This is a genomic window from Streptomyces sp. LARHCF249 (assembly GCF_052871255.1).
This window is the reverse complement of sequence record NZ_JBIXJQ010000012.1, coordinates 98,901-122,581: the sequence shown is the minus strand read 5'-3', so window position 1 is coordinate 122,581 and position 23,681 is coordinate 98,901. Positions and strand designations below refer to the sequence as shown.

The 23,681-nt window shown below is 71.3% G+C and carries 19 protein-coding genes; 18 read left to right on the top strand and 1 reads right to left on the bottom strand.

Features of this window, described 5'->3' with window-relative positions; all coding sequences use genetic code 11:
• The first annotated feature begins 220 nt into the window (after nucleotides 1-220).
• From ACIPUC_RS29900 to ACIPUC_RS29835, 14 genes are all read left to right on the top strand, one after another.
• Nucleotides 221-2,254 (top strand): peptidoglycan D,D-transpeptidase FtsI family protein, encoded by a 2,034-nt coding sequence (locus ACIPUC_RS29900; RefSeq protein ID WP_446593585.1) that lies wholly within the window; start codon nucleotides 221-223, stop codon nucleotides 2,252-2,254.
• A gap of 47 nt (nucleotides 2,255-2,301) precedes the next feature.
• Nucleotides 2,302-3,996, top strand: coding sequence for a UDP-N-acetylmuramoyl-L-alanyl-D-glutamate--2,6-diaminopimelate ligase (locus ACIPUC_RS29895; protein WP_446593583.1), 1,695 nt, complete (start codon nucleotides 2,302-2,304; stop codon nucleotides 3,994-3,996).
• Nucleotides 3,993-5,417: a UDP-N-acetylmuramoyl-tripeptide--D-alanyl-D-alanine ligase gene (locus ACIPUC_RS29890; protein ID WP_446593581.1), complete on the top strand. Its 1,425-nt coding sequence runs from the start codon at nucleotides 3,993-3,995 to the stop codon at nucleotides 5,415-5,417. Before ACIPUC_RS29895 ends, ACIPUC_RS29890 begins: the two co-directional genes overlap by 4 nt.
• Entirely contained in the window at nucleotides 5,414-6,484 is a 1,071-nt protein-coding gene (mraY, locus tag ACIPUC_RS29885) for a phospho-N-acetylmuramoyl-pentapeptide-transferase (protein WP_446593580.1), read from the top strand. The genes ACIPUC_RS29890 and mraY overlap by 4 nt, the downstream gene beginning before the upstream one ends.
• Complete coding sequence (gene murD, locus ACIPUC_RS29880) at nucleotides 6,466-7,911, top strand: UDP-N-acetylmuramoyl-L-alanine--D-glutamate ligase (protein ID WP_446593578.1); 1,446 nt, start codon at nucleotides 6,466-6,468, stop codon at nucleotides 7,909-7,911. Before mraY ends, murD begins: the two co-directional genes overlap by 19 nt.
• A 71-nt stretch (nucleotides 7,912-7,982) precedes the next feature.
• Nucleotides 7,983-9,344 (top strand): putative lipid II flippase FtsW, encoded by a 1,362-nt coding sequence (gene ftsW, locus ACIPUC_RS29875; protein WP_446593576.1) that lies wholly within the window; start codon nucleotides 7,983-7,985, stop codon nucleotides 9,342-9,344.
• Nucleotides 9,345-9,350: 6 nt separating this feature from the next.
• The gene (murG, locus tag ACIPUC_RS29870; RefSeq protein WP_446593574.1) at nucleotides 9,351-10,445 is read left to right on the top strand and encodes an undecaprenyldiphospho-muramoylpentapeptide beta-N-acetylglucosaminyltransferase; all 1,095 of its coding nucleotides are present in this window, start codon (nucleotides 9,351-9,353) and stop codon (nucleotides 10,443-10,445) included.
• 31 nt (nucleotides 10,446-10,476) lie between these two features.
• Nucleotides 10,477-11,313: a cell division protein FtsQ/DivIB gene (locus tag ACIPUC_RS29865; RefSeq protein ID WP_446593572.1), complete on the top strand. Its 837-nt coding sequence runs from the start codon at nucleotides 10,477-10,479 to the stop codon at nucleotides 11,311-11,313.
• Nucleotides 11,314-11,591: 278 nt separating this feature from the next.
• Nucleotides 11,592-12,797, top strand: coding sequence for a cell division protein FtsZ (ftsZ, locus tag ACIPUC_RS29860; RefSeq protein ID WP_446593570.1), 1,206 nt, complete (start codon nucleotides 11,592-11,594; stop codon nucleotides 12,795-12,797).
• Nucleotides 12,794-13,525 carry a peptidoglycan editing factor PgeF gene (gene pgeF, locus ACIPUC_RS29855; protein WP_446593569.1) on the top strand — a complete coding sequence of 244 codons (732 nt, stop codon included), beginning with the start codon at nucleotides 12,794-12,796 and terminating at the stop codon, nucleotides 13,523-13,525. The genes ftsZ and pgeF overlap by 4 nt, the downstream gene beginning before the upstream one ends.
• A gap of 3 nt (nucleotides 13,526-13,528) precedes the next feature.
• Nucleotides 13,529-14,248: a YggS family pyridoxal phosphate-dependent enzyme gene (locus tag ACIPUC_RS29850; RefSeq protein ID WP_446593567.1), complete on the top strand. Its 720-nt coding sequence runs from the start codon at nucleotides 13,529-13,531 to the stop codon at nucleotides 14,246-14,248.
• 149 nt (nucleotides 14,249-14,397) lie between these two features.
• Nucleotides 14,398-15,021 carry a cell division protein SepF gene (locus ACIPUC_RS29845; RefSeq protein ID WP_446593565.1) on the top strand — a complete coding sequence of 208 codons (624 nt, stop codon included), beginning with the start codon at nucleotides 14,398-14,400 and terminating at the stop codon, nucleotides 15,019-15,021.
• Between the two features lie 60 nt (nucleotides 15,022-15,081).
• On the top strand, nucleotides 15,082-15,378 hold the full coding sequence (locus tag ACIPUC_RS29840; RefSeq protein ID WP_446593563.1) for a YggT family protein: 297 nt from the start codon (nucleotides 15,082-15,084) through the stop codon (nucleotides 15,376-15,378).
• A gap of 82 nt (nucleotides 15,379-15,460) precedes the next feature.
• Nucleotides 15,461-16,633 carry a DivIVA domain-containing protein gene (locus tag ACIPUC_RS29835; RefSeq protein WP_446593561.1) on the top strand — a complete coding sequence of 391 codons (1,173 nt, stop codon included), beginning with the start codon at nucleotides 15,461-15,463 and terminating at the stop codon, nucleotides 16,631-16,633.
• A 225-nt stretch (nucleotides 16,634-16,858) separates the two neighbouring features.
• Here ACIPUC_RS29835 and ileS read toward each other — a convergent pair whose 3' ends face one another.
• Nucleotides 16,859-20,005: an isoleucine--tRNA ligase gene (gene ileS / locus ACIPUC_RS29830; RefSeq protein ID WP_446593559.1), complete on the bottom strand. Its 3,147-nt coding sequence runs from the start codon at nucleotides 20,003-20,005 to the stop codon at nucleotides 16,859-16,861.
• Between the two features lie 548 nt (nucleotides 20,006-20,553).
• Here ileS and ACIPUC_RS29825 point away from each other — a divergent pair.
• The 4 genes from ACIPUC_RS29825 to ACIPUC_RS29810 all read left to right on the top strand — a co-directional run bounded on the left by ACIPUC_RS29825 (nucleotide 20,554) and on the right by ACIPUC_RS29810 (nucleotide 23,592).
• Nucleotides 20,554-21,471 (top strand): TraR/DksA family transcriptional regulator, encoded by a 918-nt coding sequence (locus tag ACIPUC_RS29825; RefSeq protein ID WP_446593557.1) that lies wholly within the window; start codon nucleotides 20,554-20,556, stop codon nucleotides 21,469-21,471.
• A 110-nt stretch (nucleotides 21,472-21,581) separates the two neighbouring features.
• A complete protein-coding gene (gene lspA, locus ACIPUC_RS29820) occupies nucleotides 21,582-22,142 on the top strand; it encodes a signal peptidase II (protein WP_446593555.1) in 561 nt (186 codons plus the stop codon).
• Between the two features lie 41 nt (nucleotides 22,143-22,183).
• Nucleotides 22,184-23,125, top strand: a complete 942-nt coding sequence (locus ACIPUC_RS29815; RefSeq protein WP_446593553.1) for an RluA family pseudouridine synthase — start codon at nucleotides 22,184-22,186, stop codon at nucleotides 23,123-23,125.
• Between the two features lie 44 nt (nucleotides 23,126-23,169).
• Nucleotides 23,170-23,592 (top strand): GNAT family N-acetyltransferase, encoded by a 423-nt coding sequence (locus ACIPUC_RS29810; RefSeq protein ID WP_446593618.1) that lies wholly within the window; start codon nucleotides 23,170-23,172, stop codon nucleotides 23,590-23,592.
• The last annotated feature ends 89 nt before the right edge of the window (nucleotides 23,593-23,681 follow it).

The window sequence follows — 23,681 nt, the reverse complement described above, 5'->3', positions numbered from 1 at the left end:
TCCCCCGTTCCCCGGGCTCCGCCCGGCCCCGCGCCTCAATCGCCGGCGGGGCTGGATTGTGGCTGAGCTCCGCTCGCAGGTGCGGGCCGGCGGCCTGGATTGCCCGCAGGGCAATCACAGCCCCGCCGGCGTTTGAGGCGCGGGGTCTGGGGCGGAGCCCCAGGAGGCCCGGGCGGAGCCGAACCGGTGGGCGTGCCGCCCAGGCGACGGCGGTGGCCTCGTGAGCCCCGCAGGGGAGCCGCGGCGGCGGGTGCCCGGACCGGGAAGGCCCCGCGGCGGAGCCACGGCGCGCCCGGCGGCCTCGCGGCCGGCGACCCGCCGGCCCGCCCCGCAGCGCAGGACGCACACCATCCGGCTCGGCAGCCCCCGCCCCCGCCTGCGCCTCGTCAGCGTCGGCCTCACCCTCGTCATGCTGGCCTTCGTCGTCCGCCTGCTCCAGGTGCAGGCCGTCGACGCCCGGGCCTTCTCCGCCGAGGCCTCCAAGAACCGCTACACCAGCGTCAAGCTGGCCGCCGAACGCGGGGAGATCACCGACCGCAAGGGCGTGGCCCTCGCCACCAGCGTCGACGCGTACGACATCACCGCCGACCCGAAGATGTTCACCCCGCAGGACAGCAAGGCCCCCGACGCCCCCGAGCAGGCCGCGGCCCTCCTCGCGCCCATCCTCGGCAAGGACGTCAAGGAGATCACCGAGCGGCTGAAGACCAAGAACACCCGGTACGTCGTCCTGGCCCAGCGCCAGACCCCCCAGGTCTGGAACCAGATCAAGGACCTCAAGCGGGTCTTCGCGGAGAAGGCGGCGGCCGACAAGAAGAACAACGGCCCCGGCGCCAACGTCCTGGCCGGGGTGTTCAACGAGAACAGCAGCAAGCGCGTGTACCCGGGCGGCGACCTCGCCGCCGGGATACTGGGCTACGTCAACGCCGAGGGCAAGGGCGCCGGCGGCCTGGAGTCCTCCCTGGACAAGAAGCTGTCCGGCAAGGACGGCGAGGTCACCTACGCCCAGTCCGGCGGCCGCAAGGTCCCCACCGCAGGCTCCAGCGAGAAGCCCGCCGTGCCCGGCGAGGACATCGAGCTGACCATCGACCGCGACATCCAGTGGGCGGCGCAGAGCGCCATCGCCGAGCAGGTCCAGAAGTCCGAGGCCGACCGCGGCTACGTCATCGTCCAGGACACCCTCACCGGCGAGGTCCTCGCCATGGCCAACGCCCCCGGCTTCGACCCCAACGACCTGACCCGGGCCCGCTCCGCCGCCATGGGCAACGCCGCCCTCCAGGACGTGTACGAGCCCGGCTCCACCGCCAAGGTGATGTCGATGGCCGCCGTACTGGAGGAGAAGAAGGCCACCCCCGAGACCCACGTCGAGGTCCCCAACCGGCTGCACCGCGGCGACCGGCTGTTCAAGGACGACATCGACCACCCGACCTGGTACCTGACCCTGAACGGGGTCCTGGCCAAGTCCTCCAACATCGGCACCATCCTGGCCACCGGCCAGCTCGGTGCCACGCAGCCCGAGGCCAACAAGGTCCTGCACTCCTACCTGACCAAGTTCGGCATGGGGCGGCCCACCGGGCTGAACTACCCCGGCGAGTCCCGCGGCATCCTCGCCGAGCCCGAGGACTGGTCCACCTCCCAGCAGTACACGATTCCCTTCGGCCAGGGCCTGTCCCTCAACGCCATGCAGGCCGCTTCCGTGTACTCGACCATCGCCAACGGCGGGGTCCGCGTCACACCGACCCTGGTCCGCGGCACCAAGGGCCCCGACGGCCGCTTCACCCCGGCCCCGGCGCCCGAACGCAGCCGCGTGGTCAGCCCGGAGACCGCGAAGACCCTCGCCGAGATGCTCGAATCGGTGGTCGACGACCAGGAGGGCACCGGCACCAAGGCCCGCATCCCCGGCTACCGGGTCGGCGGCAAGACCGGCACCTCCAACCGGGTGGATCCGGCCACCGGCCGCTACAAGGGCTACACCGCCTCCTTCGCCGGTTTCGCCCCCGCCGACAACCCGCGCATCACCGTGTACTGCGCCATCCAGAACCCCACGAAGGGCAGCTACTTCGGCGGCCAGATCTGCGGCCCGATCTACAAGAAGGTCATGGAGTTCGCCCTGAAGACCCTCCAGGTCGCGCCCACCGGCACGGCCCCCGCAGGGCTCCCGGTCACCTTCGAGCCGGCCCCGCAGCCCGCCCCGCAGCCCAGTGCGCAACCCGGTGCGCAGCCGAGTACGCAGCCCCGTCCGCAGCCCGGCCAGTGACCCTCCAGCACCCGGCCGGCCCGCCAGAAACGCGTGAGGCACCATCCGTGACAACGATCACCCCGAAACCCGGGAACCAGTCGGCCGGCGGCGCCGAGGCCGGGCCCTCGCTTCGCGGGCGCCCCGCCGCGCCCGGTACGCTCACCGCCGTGCCCCACGCTGATCAGCCCAGAACCACCCAGAAAGACGCCCCGGCAGCGCCGCCGGGAGCGCCCCGGCCCGTGTCCGCCCGCCCGACCCCCCTGGGCGAGCTGGCCACCCTGCTGGGCATCCGAGCGCCAGGCGCGGCGCAGATCACCGGGATCACGCACGACTCCCGTGCGGTGCGCCCCGGAGACCTGTACGCGGCCCTGGCGGGAGCCAGGACGCACGGCGCCGACTTCGCCGCCCAGGCGGCCGGCCTCGGTGCGGCCGCCGTGCTGACCGACCCCGCGGGCGCCGAGCGCGCCGCCGCGACCGGCCTGCCGGTCCTGACCGTGGACGACCCGCGCGGCCGGATGGGCGAACTCGCCGCCGCGATCTACGGGCGCCCCGGCGAGGACCTGCTCCAGATCGGCATCACCGGCACCTCCGGCAAGACCACCACGGCGTACCTCGTCGAAGGCGGCCTGCGCGCGGCGGGCCGCAGCACCGGGCTCGTCGGCACCGTCGAGATGCGCATCGGCGACGAGCGCATCAAGTCCGAGCGGACCACCCCCGAGGCCACCGACCTCCAGGCCCTCTTCGCGGTCATGCGCGAACGCGGGGTCGAGGCCGTGGCCATGGAGGTCTCCAGCCACGCCCTGGTGCTCGGCCGCGTCGACGGCTGCGTCTTCGACGTCGCCGTCTTCAACAACCTGAGCCCGGAACACATGGAGTTCCACTCCGACATGGACGACTACTTCCAGGCGAAGGCGGGGCTCTTCACGCCGCGCCGCGCCCGCCTGGGCGTGGTCAACCTCGACGACGAGTACGGCCGCCGCCTGGCCAAGGAGGCGACGGTCCCGGTCGTCACCTTCTCCGCGGCGGGCGACCCGGCCGCCGACTGGCGCGCCGAGGACGTCGTCTTCGGACCGGCGAGCTCCACCCTGACCCTGCTGGGACCCGAAGGCCAGCGCGTACGGGCCGCCGCGCCGCTGCCCGGCCCGTTCAACGTGGCCAACACGGTCGCCGCGATCGTCACCCTCGCCGCCGCCGGCCTCGACCCGCAGACCGCCGCCGACGGCGTCGCCGCGGTCCCCGGGGTCCCCGGCCGGCTGGAGCGGGTCGACGCGGGGCAGCCGTACCTGGCCGTCGTCGACTACGCGCACAAGACGGACGCCGTCGAATCGGTCCTGCGCGCGCTGCGCCAGGTCACCGAGGGCACGCTGCACATCGTGCTCGGCTGCGGCGGCGACCGCGACACCACCAAGCGCGGCCCGATGGGGGCCGCCGCCGCCCGGTACGCCGACGTGGCCGTCCTGACCTCCGACAACCCGCGCTCCGAGGACCCCCTCGCGATCCTCGCCGCGATGTTCGAAGGCGCCGTGTCCGTGCCGCCCGCCGAGCGGGGCACCGTCCTCGTCGACGCCGACCGGGCCGCGGCCATCGCCGCCGCCGTCGCGCGCGCCCGGCCCGGCGACACCGTGCTGGTGGCCGGCAAGGGCCACGAGCAGGGCCAGGACACCGGGGGCGTCGTACGCCCCTTCGACGACCGCGAGGTGCTCCGCGCGGCCATCGAGACCCAGCAGAGCAATGCCCGACAGGCCGAGGAGAACCAGTGATCGCCCTCTCCCTCGCCGAGATCGCCGACATCACCGGCGGGCGGCCCCACGACATACCGGATCCGTCCGTGCGGATCAGCGGTCCCGTCGTCATCGACTCCCGCCAGGTGGAGGCCGGCAGCCTGTTCGCCGCCTTCGAGGGCGAGCACGTCGACGGCCACGACTACGCGGAACGCGCCGTCGCCGCCGGAGCCGCGGCCGTCCTCGCGGCCCGGCCGGTCGGTGTGCCGGCCGTCGTCGTCCCCGACGTGGAGAAGGCGCTCGGCGCCCTCGCCCGGGCCGTCGTGGAGCGCCTGGGCACCGATGTGGTGGCCCTGACCGGCTCCGCCGGCAAGACCTCCACCAAGGACCTCATCGCGCAGGTGCTCCAGGCCCACGCACCCACCGTGTGGACCCCGGGCTCCCTCAACAACGAGATCGGCCTGCCGCTCACCGCGCTGAGGGCCACGGAGGAAACCCGGCACCTGGTACTGGAGATGGGGGCCCGCGGGATCGGCCACATCGCGTACCTCACCGGCCTGACCCCGCCGCGCATCGGCCTCGTCCTCAACGTCGGCACCGCCCACATCGGGGAGTTCGGCGGCCGCGAGCAGATCGCCCAGGCCAAGGGGGAACTGGTCGAGGCCCTGCCGGCCGAGGCGGAGGGCGGGATCGCCGTCCTCAACGCCGACGACCCGCTGGTGCGCGCCATGTCCGCCCGCACGAAGGCCCGTACGGTCCTGTTCGGCGAGGCCGAAGACGCCGAGATCCGGGCCACCGAGGTACGGATGGCCCCGGGGGGACAGCCCGCCTTCACACTCCACACACCGACCGGGTGCAGTGATGTGACCTTGCGGCTGTACGGTGAGCACCACGTGTCGAACGCGCTCGCCGCGGCCGCCGTGGCCCATGTACTGGGCATGTCCGTCGAGGAGATCGCCACCGCGCTCTCCGGGGCGGGCACCTTGTCCCGGTGGCGGATGGAGGTCACCGAGCGGGCCGACGGCGTGACGATCGTCAACGACGCCTACAACGCGAACCCGGAGTCCATGCGGGCCGCCCTGCGCGCGCTTGCCGCGATGGGAGGCGCCGCCAGGGCGAACGGGGGACGCACGTGGGCGGTGCTCGGCCCCATGGCCGAACTCGGTGACGCATCACTGGCCGAGCACGACGCGGTGGGACGGCTTGCCGTCCGGCTCAACGTGAGCAAGCTCGTCGCAGTCGGGGGCAGGGAAGCGTCCTGGCTGCAACTGGGCGCATATAACGAGGGTTCGTGGGGTGAGGAGTCGGTGCACGTGTCCGACGCGCAAGCGGCGGTCGACCTGTTGCGCAGTGAACTGCGCCCGGGTGACGTCGTGCTGGTGAAGGCTTCGAGGTCGATCGGTCTGGAGCGGGTCGCGCTGGCGCTGCTGGAGCGCGGGGGCGAGGTCGCCGACCGATGAGGCAGATCCTGTTCGCGGGAGTCATCGGACTCTTCCTCACGCTCGTCGGCACCCCGCTGCTGATCAAGCTGCTGGCCCGCAAGGGCTACGGCCAGTTCATCCGCGACGACGGCCCGCGCGGCCATGCCGGGAAGAAGGGCACGCCCACCATGGGCGGCATCTCCTTCATCCTGGCGACGCTCATCGCGTACGCCCTGACGAAGGTCATCACCGGCAGCGAACCGACCTTCTCCGGTCTGCTCGTGCTGTTCCTGATGGCGGGCATGGGCCTGGTCGGCTACCTGGACGACTACATCAAGATCGTCAAGCGCCGGTCGCTGGGTCTGCGGGCCAAGGCCAAGATGTCCGGCCAGCTGATCGTCGGCATCGCCTTCGCGGTGCTCGCGCTCCAGTTCAAGGACTCGCGCGGGCTGACCCCGGCCTCCATGAGGCTGTCGTTCGTCACGGACTTCGGCTGGTCGATCGGCCCGGTGCTGTTCGTGGTCTGGGCGCTGTTCATGATCCTGGCGATGTCCAACGGCGTGAACCTGACCGACGGCCTGGACGGCCTGGCCACCGGCGCCGCGGTGATGGTCTTCGGTGCCTACACCTTCATCGGCGTGTGGCAGTACCAGGAGTCCTGCGTGAACGCGCAGACCCTGACCAACCCGGGTGCCTGCTTCGAGGTGCGAGACCCGCTGGACCTCGCGGTCGTCGCCTCCGCCCTGATGGGCGCCTGCTTCGGCTTCCTGTGGTGGAACACCTCGCCGGCCAAGATCTTCATGGGCGACACCGGTTCGCTGGCGCTCGGCGGCGCTCTCGCCGGCCTGGCGATCTGCTCCCGCACGGAGTTCCTGATCGCCCTGCTCGGCGGCCTCTTCGTCCTCATCACCATGTCGGTCGTCATCCAGGTCGGCTCCTTCAAGATGACCGGGAAGCGCGTCTTCCGGATGGCCCCGCTGCAGCACCACTTCGAACTCAAGGGGTGGTCCGAAGTCCTTGTCGTGGTCCGCTTCTGGATCATCCAGGGCATGTGCGTGATCGTGGGCCTCGGTCTCTTCTACGCGGGATGGGCAGCCGACAAGTGACCTCCTGGCAGGGCAAGCACATCACCGTCGCCGGCCTCGGCGTGAGCGGCATCAGCGCCGCCCGCGCCCTGGCCGGCCTCGGCGCGGTCGTGACCGTCGTCGACGGGGGCGACAGCGAGGGCCACCGGGCCCGCGCCGCCGAACTGGCCGAACTGGGCGTGTCCGTACGCCTCGGCGATGCGGAGACCCTCCCCGAGGGCACGGAGCTGATCGTCACCTCGCCCGGCTGGAAGCCCGACAGCCCGCTCTTCGCGGCCGCCGCGGAGGCCGGCGTCGAGGTCGTCGGGGACGTGGAGATCGCCTGGCAGCTGCGCGGCGAGAACGCCGCTCCCTGGCTGGCCATCACCGGCACCAACGGCAAGACCACCACCACCCAGATGCTGGCGTCGATCCTCAAGGCCGCCGGCCTGCGGACCGCGGCCGTCGGCAACATCGGCACCCCCATCATCGACGTGGTGCTCGGCGAGCAGCAGTACGACGTGCTCGCCGTCGAACTCTCCAGCTACCAGCTGCACTGGGCGCCCTCGCTGCGCGCCCACTCGGCGGCCGTGCTCAACCTGGCTCCCGACCACCTCGACTGGCACGGCTCCATGGAGGCGTACGCCGCCGACAAGGGCCGTATCTACGAGGGCAACACGGTGGCCTGCGTCTACAACGTCGCCGACCCGGCCACCGAGAAGCTCGTCGAGGACGCGGACGTGGAAGAGGGCTGCCGGGCGATCGGCTTCACCCTCGGCGCCCCCGGCCCCTCCATGCTCGGCGTCGTCGACGGCATCCTCGTCGACCGGGCCTTCGTCGAGGACCGGCAGAAGAACGCCCAGGAGCTCGCGCACGTCGAGGACGTCACCCCGCCGGCCCCGCACAACATCGCCAACGCGCTCGCCGCGGCGGCCCTGGCCCGCGCCTTCGGCGTGGAGCCGCGTGCGGTCCGCGACGGGCTGCGCGACTTCCGCCCCGACGCCCACCGGGTGGCGCACGTGGCCGACGTCGGCGAGGTCGCCTACGTCGACGACTCCAAGGCCACCAACACGCATGCGGCCGAGGCCTCCCTGGCCGCCTTCGACACGGTCGTGTGGATCGCCGGCGGCCTCGCCAAGGGCGCGACCTTCGAGGAACTGGTCCAGAAGTCCGCGAAGCGGCTGCGCGGCGTGGTGCTGATCGGCGCCGACCGGGCGCTGATCGCCGAGGCGCTGGCGCGACACGCCCCCGAGGTCCCGGTCGTCGACCTCGAGCGGACCGACACTGGGGCGATGCTCGCAGCGGTCCGGGAAGCGGCCGAGCTGGCCGAGCCCGGCGACACGGTCCTGCTGGCGCCTGCCTGTGCCTCGATGGACATGTTCGCGAACTACAACAAGCGTGGGGACGCATTCGCCGACGCGGTGCGCGAACTGGCCGCCGACAGCGGTGCGGACACGGCCCAGGCCTAGGTTCCGGGACGGGTTCCCTCCCTCCGGCCGGCCGGCGGCTCGCCTCGTACGAGTGGAGGGGAAGATCACAGATGCCGGCCAAGCAGATGCTGCCGGGGCGGCGGCCGTCCGCCGTCAAGGCACAGGGCCGCAAACGCCCCGTGGTGAGCGTGAGGCGGCCCGCCGGGCGCGGGCCGCTGGCCCGCCTGAGGCGTACGCAGGAACAACTGCGCAAGGCCTGGGACCGTCCGCTCACGGCGTATTACCTGATCTTCGGCAGCTCGCTGCTCATCACCGTGCTGGGCCTGGTGATGGTCTACTCGGCCTCCATGATCAAGGCGCTCCAGCTCGGCCTGGGTGACGCGTACTTCTTCAAGAAGCAGTTCCTGGCCGCCCTGATCGGCACCGGACTGCTGCTGGCCGCCTCCCGGATGCCGGTCAAACTGCACCGGGCGCTGTCCTATCCGGTGCTCGCGGGCACCCTGTTCCTGATGGTCCTGGTCCAAGTCCCCGGGATAGGGGTCGCCATCAACGGCAACCAGAATTGGATCTCCCTTGGCGGTCCGTTCATGTTGCAGCCCAGTGAGTTCGGCAAGCTGGCACTGATCCTGTGGGGCGCCGACCTGTTGGCGCGCAAGGGCGACAAGGGGCTGCTCAGCCAGTGGAAGCACCTGCTGGTGCCGCTGGTCCCGGTGGCCTTCCTGCTGCTCGGGCTCATCATGCTGGGCGGGGACATGGGCACCGCGATGATCCTCGGTGCCATCCTGTTCGGCCTGCTCTGGCTGGCGGGTGCCCCGACGCGGTTGTTCGTCGGGGTGCTGGTCTTCGCGGGTGTGATCGTCGCACTGCTGATCAAGACCAGCCCGCACCGGATGGACCGGCTGGAGTGCCTCGGCGCGACAGACCCGGGCAAGAACGACCTGTGCTGGCAGGCCGTCCACGGGATCTATGCCCTGGCCTCGGGCGGATGGTTCGGTTCCGGTTTGGGTGCCAGTGTGGAAAAATGGGGGCAACTACCCGAAGCCCACACCGACTTCATCTTCGCCATCACCGGGGAGGAACTGGGACTGGCGGGGACGCTGTCGGTGCTCGCCCTGTTCGCGGCTCTAGGCTATGCGGGTATCCGCGTGGCCGGACGCACGGAGGACTCCTTCGTACGGTTTGCCGCGGGAGGCGTGACCACCTGGATCACGGCCCAGGCCGTGATCAACATCGGTGCGGTGCTCGGCCTGCTGCCGATCGCCGGAGTCCCGCTCCCGCTGTTCTCCTACGGAGGGTCGGCCCTGCTGCCGACGATGTTCGCGGTCGGACTGCTCATCGCGTTCGCGAGGGAGGAGCCGGCGGCGCGCGCGGCGCTCGCGATGCGACAGCCGAAGACCGGCTGGAGGCGGACCGGGATGAGATGGAAGTCGATGAGACGGCGCGTCAAGAAGCGTCCGTCCGGAGAGCGGTGAATTTCGGTGCATGTCGTACTCGCCGGTGGGGGGACCGCCGGCCACATCGAGCCGGCGCTCGCCCTCGCGGACGCCCTGCGCAGGCAGGACCCTTCAGTGGGCATCACCGCCCTCGGCACCGAGCGCGGACTTGAGACCCGCCTCGTGCCGGAACGCGGTTACGAGCTGGGCCTGATCCCCGCCGTGCCGCTGCCCCGCAAGCCCACTCCGGAGCTGATCACCGTCCCGGGGCGGCTGCGCGGCACGATCAAGGCCGCCGAGGAGATCCTGCTGCGCACCAAGGCCGACTGCGTCGTCGGCTTCGGCGGCTACGTGGCCCTGCCCGGCTACCTCGCGGCCAAGCGGCTCGGGGTGCCGATCATCGTCCACGAGGCCAACGCCCGGCCCGGACTGGCCAATAAGATCGGCTCCCGGTACGCGCACGCCGTCGCGGTCTCCACCCCCGACAGCAAACTGCGCGGCGCCCGCTACGTGGGCATCCCGCTGCGGCGCTCCATCTCCACCCTCGACCGGGCCGCCGTCCGCCCCGAGGCGCGCGCCGCCTTCGGCCTGGACCCCAACCTGCCCACGCTGCTGGTCTCCGGCGGCTCGCAGGGCGCCCGCCGCCTCAACGAGGTGATCCAGCAGGTCGCTCCGGTCCTCCAGCGCTCCGGGATCCAGATCCTGCACGCCGTCGGCCCGAAGAACGAACTGCCGCGTGTCGACAACATGCCCGGGATGCCGCCCTATGTGCCGGTACCGTACGTGGACCGGATGGATCTCGCGTACGCCGCCGCCGACATGATGCTGTGCCGCGCGGGTGCGATGACCGTCGCCGAACTGTCCGCCGTCGGGCTCCCCGCCGCCTACGTCCCGCTGCCGATCGGCAACGGCGAACAGCGGCTCAACGCCCAGCCGGTGGTCAAGGCCGGCGGCGGCCTGCTCGTGGACGACGCGGAACTGACGCCCGAGTGGGTGCTCAGCCAGGTCGTCCCGGTGCTGTCAGACCCGCACCGCCTGTACGAGATGTCCCGCGCCGCCGGTGAGTTCGGCCGCCGCGACGCCGACGAGCTGCTGGTCGGCATGGTGTACGAGGCGATCGCGGCCCACCGCAACCGCTGAGGCGGGACGCACAGACGCAGGAGGCGCAGGAGTGGCCGGAGCGACGACCGCACAGCGTGGGACCCCGGGCTCCGGCCCGTCCGCCCGGAAGGGCGGCGGCTCGCCCAAGCCGCCCAAAGCCCCGAAGCCGCCCCGGGAATCCGGCTCGCGGGGCCCCGGCGCACGCCTGCGCCGGGGCCCCGCGCTGGCCTCCCTGGCCGCCGCGGTGCTCCTCGTCGCGGGCGGTGCGTGGGTGTTCTACGGCTCCTCCTGGTTCCGCGTCGAGAAGGTCACCGCAACCGGAACCGAGGTGCTCACCCCCGAGCAGGTGCTGTCCGCGGCGGCCGTTCCGGTCGGAGCGCCGCTGGCGGGCGTGGACACCGACGAGATCGAGAGCCGTGTCCGCGGGCGGCTGTCCCGCATCGATTCGGTCGATGTGGTGCGGGCCTGGCCGCACGGGATCGGGCTGAAAGTGACGGAACGCAAACCCGTCCTGCTCATCAAAAAGGACGCCAACTTCGTGGAAGTGGACGCTTCGGGTGTGCGATTCGACACGGTTCCGAAAGCACCCGCGGGGGTTCCGGTCCTCGAATTGAACGCGAAGCAGTCTCCGAGCGCCCGCCGCTTCGACGAGGAGCGGCTGCTGCACGAGGCCGTGCTCGTCGCCGGATCCCTTCCGGAGCCGATCGCCAAGGAGACCCTGCAGGTCACGGTGGGTTCCTACGATTCGGTGGTGCTGGAGCTGTCCCGGGGCCGGACCGTGGCGTGGGGGAGCGGTGAACAGAGCGAGGCGAAGGGGCGCGCGCTGACCGCTTTGTTGAAAGCCGCGCCCAAGGCCGCCCACTTCGACGTGAGCGTTCCCACCGCCCCTGCGGTGTCCGGGAGTTGACGTCCGGTCGAACAGCGACGCACCCTGGTTGGCCAGCGATACGGGTGATCACATAGGGTGAAAAGAAAAACGGGAGGTTCGGCGTGTTCGTTGAACACGCGCTACTTGTCGACTTAGTGTCCTGTTCGGAAGAGTCCAGAGAACAGACACACCCCTCACCCTAAACTTCAGGGTGAGGGTTCGGGTCGGCGCGTTCGGACCGCCCCATTTCGGCATCAGTCGTCGCAACGCAGGCCCGCGAGGCGGCGACACGTAACTCGAGGCGAGAGGCCTTCGACGTGGCAGCACCGCAGAACTACCTCGCAGTCATCAAGGTCATCGGTGTCGGCGGCGGTGGTGTCAATGCCATCAACCGAATGATCGAGGTCGGTCTCAAGGGCGTCGAGTTCATCGCCATCAACACGGACGCCCAAGCGCTGTTGATGAGCGACGCCGACGTCAAGCTCGACGTCGGCCGCGAACTCACCCGGGGCCTCGGCGCCGGCGCCAACCCGGCCGTCGGCCGCAAGGCGGCAGAGGACCACCGCGAGGAGATCGAGGAGGTCCTCAAGGGGGCCGACATGGTCTTCGTCACCGCCGGCGAGGGCGGCGGCACCGGCACGGGCGGCGCGCCCGTGGTCGCCAACATCGCGCGCTCGCTGGGCGCCCTGACGATCGGTGTGGTCACCCGGCCGTTCACCTTCGAGGGCCGGCGCCGCGCGAACCAGGCGGAGGACGGCATCGCCGAGCTCCGCGAAGAGGTCGACACCCTCATCGTCATCCCCAACGACCGCCTGCTGTCCATCTCGGACCGCCAGGTCAGCGTGCTCGACGCCTTCAAGTCGGCCGACCAGGTCCTGCTCTCCGGCGTCCAGGGCATCACCGACCTCATCACCACCCCGGGTCTGATCAACCTCGACTTCGCCGACGTCAAGTCCGTGATGTCCGAGGCCGGCTCGGCCCTGATGGGCATCGGCTCGGCCCGCGGCGACGACCGCGCGGTGGCCGCCGCCGAGATGGCGATCTCCTCGCCGCTCCTGGAGGCGTCCATCGACGGCGCCCGCGGCGTGCTGCTCTCCATCTCCGGCGGCTCGGACCTCGGTCTCTTCGAGATCAACGAGGCCGCGCAGCTGGTGAGCGAGGCCGCGCACCCCGAGGCGAACATCATCTTCGGTGCCGTCATCGACGACGCGCTCGGCGACGAGGTGCGGGTCACCGTCATCGCGGCCGGGTTCGACGGCGGACAGCCCCCGGCCCGCCGGGACAACGTCATCGGCGCCGCGTCCACGAAGCGCGAGGAGCCGGCCCCGGCTCCGGTCCGCGCCGCCGAGCCGGCCCGCCCGGCCTTCGGCGGACTCGGCACGGTCCCGCCGCGCGAGGACCCGCCGGCTCCGGTCGAGGCGGTCCCGGCCGAGGCCCACGCCCCGGCGCCGCAGGTCCCGACGGCCCGGCCGTACCAGGACAGCCCGGCCGAGGAACTGGATGTCCCGGACTTCTTGAAGTGACACCCGAGCAGCACCACGTGGGCGGCGCCCACTTCGCCTTCACCGACCGGTGGGGCGGGGTGAGCGCCGTTCCGTACGAAGAGCTCAACCTCGGCGGCGCGGTCGGAGACGACCCGGCCGCCGTTCGCGCGAACCGGGCACGTGCGGCGCACTCCCTGGGTCTCGACCCGGACCTGGTGGTCTGGATGAACCAGGTGCACGGCCGCGACGTCGCGGTGGTCGACGGGCCGTGGCCCTTCGGGGAGGACGTCCCCGCGGTCGACGCGGTGGTCACCGCCCGCCGGGGGCTCGCCCTCGCCGTGCTCACCGCCGACTGCACGCCGGTCCTGCTGGCGGATCCGGTCGCCGGGATCGCCGGGGCCGTCCACGCCGGACGGCCGGGACTGGTCGCCGGAGTGGTCCCCGCCGCGGTGGAGGCCATGGTCGCCCTCGGTGCCGAGCCCGGGCGGATCGTCGCCCGGACCGGCCCCGCGGTCTGCGGCCACTGCTACGAGGTGCCGGCCGGGATGCGGGACGCGGTGTCCGAGGTGGTGCCGGCCGCCAGGGCCGAGACCAGCTGGGGGACTCCGGCCGTGGACGTGGTCGCCGGGGTGCACGCCCAGCTCGCGGAGGCGGGGGTGACGCATCGGCTCCGATCGGCGGTCTGCACACTGGAGTCGCGGGACCACTTCTCGTACCGCCGTGACCGGGTGACCGGGCGGCTCGCCGGATATGTCTGGTTGGAATAGGAAATGACGGACCGTAAGTCGGAGCTCGCGGAGAACCTGGCGCGGGTGGAGGAACGTATCTCGTCCGCCTGCGCGGCCGCGGGACGCAAGCGGGAAGAGGTGACGCTCATCGTGGTCACCAAGACCTATCCCGCGAGCGACGTACGACTCCTGGCGGAGCTGGGCATCCGTCATGTTGCGGAAAACCGTGACCAGGACGCCGCCCCAAAGGCCGCGGCCTGCGCGGATCTGCCGCTCAGCTGGCACTTCGTCGGTCAGTTGCAGACGAACAAAGTCCGTTCCGTGGCGGGATACGCGCATGTGGTGCAGTCGGTCGACCGCCCCCGGCTCGTGACCGCCCTCTCGGCGGCCGCCTCGAACGCGGGCCGCGAACTCGGCTGCCTCGTGCAGATCGCCCTCGACGCCGAGTCGGGCGAGCGGGGATCGCGGGGCGGCGCGGCGCCCGAGCAGCTCGCGGAGTTGGCGGATCTGATCGCCGGGGCGCCCGGACTGCGGATCGACGGCGTGATGACCGTCGCCCCGCTGGCCGGTCCGTACGCCGGACGCGAACAGGCCGCTTTCGAGCGGCTGGTGGAATTGTCATCCCGCCTGCGCGCGGACCATCCGGCTGCCACGATGGTGTCGGCCGGGATGAGCACGGATCTGGAACAGGCCGTTTTGGCCGGTGCGACACATGTACGCGTCGGCACTGCGGTACTCGGCGCGAGACCCCGGCTCGGGTAACGTCGCCAAGAAAGTCGGACCACAGCAGAAAATATGGTCATTACCGCTGATGGGCGGACAGACCACGTGGATCGCGGGCAGTTGGTGACATTCGTGACACAGCGGCACCTGCGACAGGGCGATCCACCACAGAGCGGAGGACTCGGAGAATGGCCGGCGCGATGCGCAAGATGGCGGTCTACCTCGGCCTCGTGGAGGACGACCGGTACGACAACCCGGGGTACGACCCCGACGACGAGTTCGAGCCCGAGCCGGAACCGGAGCGGGTGCGGGACCGGACCCGGGAGCGAGACCGTCAGCCCGTGCACCAATCGCCCGTATCGGACGAACCGGTACGAGCCGTACAGCCTCCGGCGCAGCGGGAACCCATCCCAATTCCGGCGGAAAACGGACGCCCTGCGCGAATCGCCCCCGTGGCATCCATCACACCTGACCGTACGAACCTGGAGAAGAACGCCCCCGTGATCATGCCCAAGGTCGTCTCCGAGCGGGAGCCGTACCGCATCACGACGCTGCACCCCCGGACCTACAACGAGGCCCGTACCATCGGGGAACACTTCCGTGAGGGCACTCCGGTGATCATGAATCTCACGGAGATGGACGACACTGACGCCAAGCGTCTCGTGGACTTCGCCGCCGGTCTGGTCTTCGGCCTGCACGGCAGTATTGAACGCGTGACACAGAAGGTGTTCCTGCTGTCGCCTGCTAACGTCGATGTCACGGCGGAGGACAAGGCCCGCATCGCGGAGGGCGGGTTCTTCAACCAAAGCTAGACCGATCCGTCAGATACGGGACCGGGAACAGAGCGGGAAACGGGGAGAGGGAAGCGCGGGATGGGCGTCGCACTACAGGTGGTCTACATCGCGCTGATGTGCTTCCTCATCGTGCTGATCTTCCGGTTGGTCATGGACTACGTGTTCCAGTTCGCACGTTCATGGACACCCGGCAAGGCGATGGTGGTCGTTCTGGAGGCCACCTACACTGTCACCGATCCACCGCTCAAGCTTCTTCGGCGGCTCATCCCGCCGTTGCGTCTCGGGGGCGTGGCAATCGACCTGTCCTTCTTCGTTCTGATGATCATCGTTTTCATCCTCAGCAATCTCGTAAACACCGCTGCGAGAAGCGTGTGAACGATGAACTTCTCCGCGCGCGCGGGGACAGTCCCGATACGGTCTTGCCGACTGCCGACGACTACGTAGAGGTGAAGAAGACATGCCGCTGACTCCCGAGGACGTGCGGAACAAGCAGTTCACGACCGTCCGCCTCCGAGAAGGCTATGACGAGGACGAGGTCGATGCCTTCCTCGACGAGGTCGAATCCGAGCTGACGCGCCTGCTGCGCGAGAACGAGGACCTGCGCGCCAAGCTGGCCGCCGCCACGCGTGCCGCCGCGCAGAACCAGCAGCAGCAGGGCATGCGCAAGCCGGAACCCCAGGACCAGCGTGGCCCCGGCGCCCCCGTGCCCGCGGCCATATCCGGCCCGCCGCAGCAGCAGCAGATGGGCCCGCCGCAGCTGCCGGGCGGCCAGCCGCAGCTGCCCGCCGGCCCCGGCGGACACGGACCGCAGGGTCCGGGCATGGGCGGCCCCATGCAGCAGCACCCCATGGGCGGACCGCAGGGCATGGGTCAGCAGTCCATGGGCGGCCAGAACCCGCTCGGCCAGCAGATGCAGCCCATGGGCCAGCAGATGCAGCCGATGGGCCAGCAGATGCAGCCCATGGGTCAGCCGATGCACCAGCAGCAGCCGCAGCAGCTGCCGCAGCAGGGTCCCGGTGGCGACAGCGCCGCCCGCGTCCTGTCGCTGGCGCAGCAGACCGCCGACCAGGCGATCGCGGAGGCCCGCTCCGAGGCCAACAAGATCGTCGGCGAGGCCCGTTCGCGCGCCGAGGGCCTGGAGCGGGACGCCCGCGCCAAGGCCGACGCGCTGGAGCGGGACGCGCAGGAGAAGCACCGCGTCGCGATGGGCTCCCTGGAGTCCGCCCGCGCCACGCTGGAGCGCAAGGTCGAGGACCTGCGGGGCTTCGAGCGTGAGTACCGTACGCGTCTGAAGTCCTACCTGGAGTCGCAGCTGCGTCAGCTCGAGACCCAGGCCGACGACTCCCTGGCCCCGCCGCGGAACCCGGCCGGTCCGGCGCTGCCGCCGTCGCCGTCCCCGTCCATGGCTCCGGCCGGTGCGATGGGGCACTCCATGGGTGGTCCCTCGATGGGTGGCCCGTCCCCCATGGGCGGTCCCTCCCCGATGGGCGGCCCGTCGTACGGCGGCCAGCAGCAGATGTCCCCGGCGATGACCCAGCCGATGGCTCCGGTGCGGCCGGCTGCGCCGCAGCCGATGCAGCAGGCGCCGTCTCCCATGCGGGGCTTTCTGATCGACGAGGACGACAACTAGGCGCCGCGCCGCCTGTCGGCAGTCGCTTTACGGGCCGGGCCCGGGTTCCCTTCGGAACCCGGGCCCGGCCCGTTGGCGTACCCGGTGGGCGCGGCGCTGTTGCCGGGGGTTCCGCCTCCGTAGGGGGTCTGGGGCGGAGCCCCGGTTACGGGAAGGGGCGGGGTGGGGAAAACGAAGCGGCCCGCACCTCCCGGCAGGAGAGGTACGGGCCGCTCGGGCCGGGGGTTACGCCTTGCGGAGGCGGAACGTCAGGCCGAGGGGCTCGTCCGTGAACTCGTCGCCGTACGCGGCGTCGGCCGGACCCTGGGCGAAGTCCGTCGCCAGGACCTCGTCCGCGATCAGCGCCGCGTGGTCCGTGAGGGCCGTGACGACCTCTGCGGACTCGGAGGTCCAGCGCAGGGCGATGCGGTCCGCCACGTCGAGGCCGGAGTTCTTCCGGGCCTCCTGGATCAGGCGGATCGCGTCACGGGCCAGGCCCGCCAGCCGCAGCTCCGGGGTGATCTCCAGGTCCAGGGCCACCGTCGCGCCCGAGTCGGACGCCACCGACCAGCCCTCGCGCGGGGTCTCCGTGATGATGACCTCCTCCGGGGTGAGGGTGACCGGCTCGCCGTTCACCTCCACCGAGGCCTCGCCCGAGCGCAGCGCCAGCGACAGGGCCGCCGCGTCGGCCGCGGCCACCGCCTTCGCCACGTCCTGGACGCCCTTGCCGAAGCGCTTGCCCAGCGCGCGGAAATTGGCCTTGGCCGTGGTGTCCACCAGGGACCCGCCGACCTCGGAGAGCGAGGCCAGGGAGGAGACGTTCAGCTCCTCCGTGATCTGGGCCTGGAGCTCCGGCGAGAGCGCGTCGAAGCCCACGGCCCCGACCAGCGCCCGGGAGAGGGGCTGGCGGGTCTTGACCCCGGACTCGGCACGCGTCGCCCGGCCCAGCTCCACGAGGCGGCGCACCAGCAGCATCTGCTGCGAGAGGGCCGGGTCCACCTGGGCGGTGTCCGGCTCCGGCCAGGAGGAGAGGTGCACCGACTCGGGGGCCCCGGGGGTGACCGGGACGATCATGTCCTGCCAGACACGCTCCGTGATGAACGGGGTGAGGGGGGCCATCAGGCGGGTCACCGTCTCGACCACGTCGTGCAGCGTGCGCAGCGCGGCCGCGTCGCCCTGCCAGAAGCGGCGGCGCGAGCGGCGGACGTACCAGTTGGACAGGTCGTCCACGAAGGAGGAGAGCAGCTTGCCCGCGCGCTGGGTGTCGTACGCCTCCATCGCCTCCGTGACCTCGGTGGTCAGGGTGTGGAGTTCCGAGAGCAGCCAGCGGTCCAGGACCGTGCGGTCCGCCGGGGCCGGGTCCGCGGCGGAGGGCGCCCAGTTCGACGTACGGGCGTAGAGCGCCTGGAAGGCGACCGTGTTCCAGTACGTGAGGAGGGTCTTGCGGACCACCTCCTGGATCGTGCCGTGGCCGACGCGGCGGGCCGCCCACGGGGAGCCGCCGGCGGCCATGAACCAGCGCACCGCGTCCGCGCCGTGCTGGTCCATGAGCGGGATCGGCTGGAGGATGTTGCCCAGGTGCTTGGACATCTTGCGGCCGTCCTCGGCGAGGATGTGGCCCAGGCAGACCACGTTCTCGTACGAGGACTTGTCGAAGACGAGGGTTCCGACCGCCATCAGCGTGTAGAACCAGCCGCGGGTCTGGTCGATGGCCTCCGAGATGAACTGCGCCGGGTAGCGCTTCTCGAAGATCTCCTTGTTCTTGTACGGGTAGCCCCACTGCGCGAACGGCATCGAGCCCGAGTCGTACCAGGCGTCGATGACCTCCGGCACGCGGACGGCCTCCAGCGAGCAGCCCTCGTGGGTGCAGGTGAAGGTCACGTCGTCGATGTACGGGCGGTGCGGGTCCAGGCCGGACAGGTCCGTGCCCGTCAGCTCGCTCAGCTCGGTGCGCGAGCCCACGCACGTGAGGTGGTTCTCCTCGCAGCGCCAGATCGGCAGCGGGGTGCCCCAGTAGCGGTTGCGCGACAGCGCCCAGTCGATGTTGTTGTTCAGCCAGTCGCCGAAGCGGCCCTGCTTGACGGAGTCCGGGAACCAGTTGGTCTTCTCGTTCTCCCGCAGCATCGCGTCCTTGACGGCGGTGGTGCGGATGTACCAGGACGGCTGCGCGTAGTACAGCAGCGCCGTGTGGCAGCGCCAGCAGTGCGGGTAGCTGTGCTCGTAGGCGATGTGCTTGAAGAGCAGGCCGCGGGCGTCGAGGTCGGCGGTCAGCTTCTCGTCGGCCTTCTTGAAGAAGATGCCGCCGACCAGCGGGACCTCCTCCTCGAAGGTGCCGTCGGGGCGGACCGGGTTCACGACGGGCAGGCCGTAGGCGCGGCAGACCGCGAGGTCGTCGGCGCCGAAGGCGGGGGACTGGTGGACCAGACCCGTACCGTCCTCGGTCGTGACGTACTCGGCGTTCACGACGTAGTGGGCCGCGGCCGGGAATTCGACCAGCTCGAAGGGGCGCTGGTAGGCCCAGCGCTCCATCTCCTTGCCCGTGAAGGACTCGCCGGTGGCCTCCCAGCCCTCGCCGAGGGCCTTCTCCAGCAGCGGCTGGGCGACGACCAGCTTTTCGCTGCCGTCCGTGGCCACGACGTACGTGACGTCGGGGTGCGCGGCGACGGCGGTGTTGGACACCAGGGTCCAGGGGGTCGTCGTCCAGACCAGGAGCGCGGCCTGGCCGGCCAGCGGGCCGCTGGTCAGCGGGAAGCGGACGAAGACCGAGGGGTCGACGACCGTCTCGTAGCCCTGGGCCAGCTCGTGGTCGGAGAGGCCGGTGCCGCAGCGCGGGCACCACGGGGCGACGCGGTGGTCCTGGGTGAGCAGGCCCTTGTTGAAGATCTCCTTCAGCGACCACCACACGGACTCGACGTACTCGGGGTCCATGGTCCGGTAGGCGTCGTCCAGGTCGACCCAGTAGCCCATCCGGGTCGTGAGCTCGGCGAACGCGTCGGTGTGGCGGGTCACGGAGTCGCGGCACTTGGCGTTGAACTCGGCGATGCCGTACGCCTCGATGTCCTGCTTGCCGTTGAAGCCGAGCTCCTTCTCGACGGCGAGCTCGACGGGCAGGCCGTGGCAGTCCCAGCCGGCCTTGCGGGCCACGTGGTAGCCGCGCATGGTGCGGAAGCGGGGGAAGACGTCCTTGAAGACGCGGGCCTCGATGTGGTGCGCGCCGGGCATGCCGTTCGCGGTCGGCGGGCCCTCGTAGAAGACCCACTCGGGGCGGCCCTCGGACTGCTCCAGGGTCTTGGCGAAGGTCTTGCTCTCGCGCCAGAAGTCGAGCACGGCGTGCTCGAGGGCGGGCAGGTCGACCTGGGCGGGGACCGGGCGGTACTGCGGCGGTGTGGTCATGAGGCTGAACTCTTCCTCCGGCGGGGTGTCACTTCCGTCCGGAGGGACGAGAGCCGACTGCTGCTCCCGCGGTACCACCCTCCTTGGCCGCCGGACGGATCCGGTGGCCCCCTCATTGGGGTGCGAAGCCGGTTCTACTCGCCGTACGGGGATCCGTGCGGGCTTTCTTCCGGCGGCTCAGGGGTGATCCTTCACATCGCGCTCGCCCCCGGGCTCTCACCGTCCCCGGGTCGCTCCTGGCTGCGTCCGACGCTACTCGTCCCCGTCCATGCCTTTCGCTGGGCCCAGTGTACGGGGCCGGGGGGCGCGCGGCAGACCGGTTTACGGGCGCCCGCGCGGGGGCCGTGGGCGCGGCGCGGCGGGGGCGCGGCCGGGCCTCCCGGGTGCCCTGAACGGGCGTACGCGCCGGTACGGAGTCCCGTGGGGCGCGTGGGGCGTGTTACCGGGCCTCCGGATGGGCACAACGGATGCAGGTTGACCTCGATGGATGCGTGCCCCGTTGCCGCGGGGCCGGTGCCGATTTATCGTTCCGGCACGATTCGCGAGCAATGATCACAGTATGTGAAGGGGCCGCGGCCATGGTGGCGAAGAAGATCGCCGGTACTGCCGGAGAGGCGCTGGCCGAAGCACCCGTGAAGAAGGCGCCGGCGAAGAGGGCGAACGCCGTCAAGGCGGCGGCCGCTGCGAAGAAGGCGGTGGCGAAGAAGGCGGTACCGGCGAAGAAGGCACCCGCGAGGAAGGCGGCACCGGCCAAGAACGCGGTGCCGGCCGACAAGGCGACCGTCGGGAAGACGGCGGCCGGGAAGACGGCGGCCGGGAAGACGGCGGCCGAGAAGGCGCCGGCCAAGAAGGCGCCGTCCGAGGGGGCGACCGCCGTCAAGAAGGCGACTGCCGTCGCGAAGCGGCAGGCCACGGCCAAATCGGCCGGGGCCGAGGGGGCGGCGCAGGCCGCGAAGAAGACGGGAGTCCGCAAAGTGGTTGCCAAGAAGAGCACCGGTACGGCGAGGAAGACGGCGGCGGTCGCCACGAGCGGGCTGCCCAAGACGAGGGTCACGGCGGCCACCACGCCCGGTGAGCTCGCCGTACGGCCCGGGGAGGACCCCTGGACGCAGGGCGAGGTCGACGAGGCCCGCAGCGAGCTGATGGGCGAGGTGCTCAGACTGCGCGCCGAGCTCGACGCCTCGGAGGTGGCCATCTCGGGCCTGATGCGGGACTCGGGCGACGGCGCGGGCGACGACCAGGCCGACACCGGCACCAAGAACATCACCCGGGAGTCCGAACTGGCCCTCGCGGCGAACGCCACCTCGATGCTGGAGCAGACCGAGCGGGCCCTGGAACGCCTGGAGGCGGGTACGTACGGGATCTGCGAGAACTGCGGCAAGCCCATCGGGAAGGCCCGGATGCAGGCCTTCCCGCGGGCCACGCTGTGCGTGGACTGCAAGCAGAAGCAGGAGCGCCGGCACTAGCGCCGGCATCAGGGGGGCGGGGGGCAGGCGCGGAACGGGGGGCCTGACGTACCCTCGTGTCTCGTCAGGGTCCAGCAGGAGCCTGGTCCGAACCAGTTCGAGGGACTCACGTGGCAGAGGCGGAGCGCATCATCGGTACGCCGGACGTCGGGGACGACACCCAGCCCGAGTCCGCCGAGCCCAAGGGGCACCGGCGGATCGCGGCGCTGCTCGTCGTGGCCGTCCTGGCGTACCTGTTGGACCTCGGCAGCAAGATGCTGGTCGTGGCGAAGCTGGAGCACCAGCCTCCGATCGAGATCATCGGCGACGTGCTGAGGTTCGAGGCGGTCCGCAACGCCGGAGCCGCCTTCGGCTTCGGCGAGGCCTTCACGATCATCTTCACGTGCATCGCGGCCGTGGTGATCGTGGTGATCGTGCGGCTGGCGCGCAAGCTCTACAGCCTGCCGTGGGCGATCGCGCTTGGCCTGCTGCTCGGTGGTGCGCTGGGCAACCTGACCGACCGGATCTTCCGCTCGCCGGGCGTGTTCCGGGGTGCGGTCGTCGACTTCATCGCGCCGTCGCACTTCGCCGTGTTCAACCTTGCGGACTCGGCGATCGTGTGCGGCGGCATCCTGATCGTCCTGCTGTCCTTCCGGGGTCTGGACCCGGACGGGACCGTCCACAAGGACTGATCGCGGGAAAGCTCCTCTGCCGAGTCCTGCATACTCGACAGGTGAGTACGATTCCCGAGATCCGCACCCTGCCCGTTCCCGATGGCCTCGAGGGCGAGCGCGTCGACGCCGCGATCGCCCGTATGTTCGGATTTTCCCGGACGAAGGCGGCCGACCTCGCGGCCGCGGGGAAGGTGTCGGTCGACGGCAGTGTCGTCGGGAAGTCCGAGCGCGTGCACGGTGGCGCCTGGCTCGAAGTCGAGATGCCCGCGCCGCCGCGGCCGGTCGAGGTCGTCGCCGAGCCCGTCCCGGGCATGGAGATCGTCCATGACGACGACGACATCGTCGTCATCATGAAGCCGGTGGGCGTCGCCGCCCACCCGAGCCCCGGCTGGACCGGCACCACCGTCATCGGCGGCCTCGCCGCCGCCGGCTACCGGATCTCCACCTCCGGCGCGTCCGAGCGCCAGGGCATCGTGCACCGCCTGGACGTCGGCACCTCCGGACTGATGGCCGTCGCCAAGTCGGAGCGGGCGTACACCTCGCTGAAGAACCAGTTCCGCGAGCGGATCGTGGACAAGCGCTACCACGCGCTGGTCCAGGGGCACCCGGACCCGATGAGCGGCACGATCGACGCGCCGATCGGGCGGCACCCCAGCGCGGACTACAAGTGGGCCGTGACCCAGGACGGCAAGGACTCGGTCACCCACTACGACCTGATCGAGGCCTTCCGGGCCGCCTCGCTGCTGGACATCAAGCTGGAGACCGGGCGTACGCACCAGATCCGCGTGCACATGTCCGCGCACCGGCACCCGTGCGTCGGCGACCTGACGTACGGCGCCGACCCGACCGTCGCGAAGCGGCTGGGGCTGACCCGCCAGTGGCTGCACGCGGTGCGGCTGGGCTTCGAGCACCCGTCGGACGGCCAGTGGGTGGAGTTCGAGAGCACCTACCCGGCGGACCTGCAGCACGCGCTGGACGTGATCCGGGCGGAGAGCGAGTGACGTCCGTCGGCTTCGAGGTCCGGGTCGTATCCGGCGAGGCCGACATGGCGGCGTGCTTCGCGGTCCGCACCGAGGTCTTCGTGGCCGAGCAGTCCGTACCGGAATCGATCGAGTACGACGCGTACGACGCGGACGCGGTGCACGTGCTGGCCGTGAGCGCGGACGGCGGGGCGCTGGGCACCGGGCGGCTGCTGCACGGGCCTGCCGCGCTCGCCAAGACGGGGTCCGAGGGCGTCGGCTCGCTGGGGCGGCTCGCGGTGCGCAAGGCCGCGCGCGGGCTGGGCGTGGGCGCGGCGCTGGTCCGCGCGATCGAGGCGGAGGCCGCTCGGCTCGGCCTGGCCGCCGTGGACCTGGGGGCGCAGACGCATGCGCTCGCCTTCTACGAGCGGCTCGGGTACGTGCCCTACGGCCCGGAATTCCAGGACGCGGGCATCCCGCACCGCGCGATGCGGCGCCCCCTGCCGTAGCCGCGCGCCGCGGGACGCGAGGCCGGCTCCGGCTGCCCGCGCCCGGTGTCGGCGCGCGATGCCGGCCGCCCGCCGCGAGGTGCTCCGCG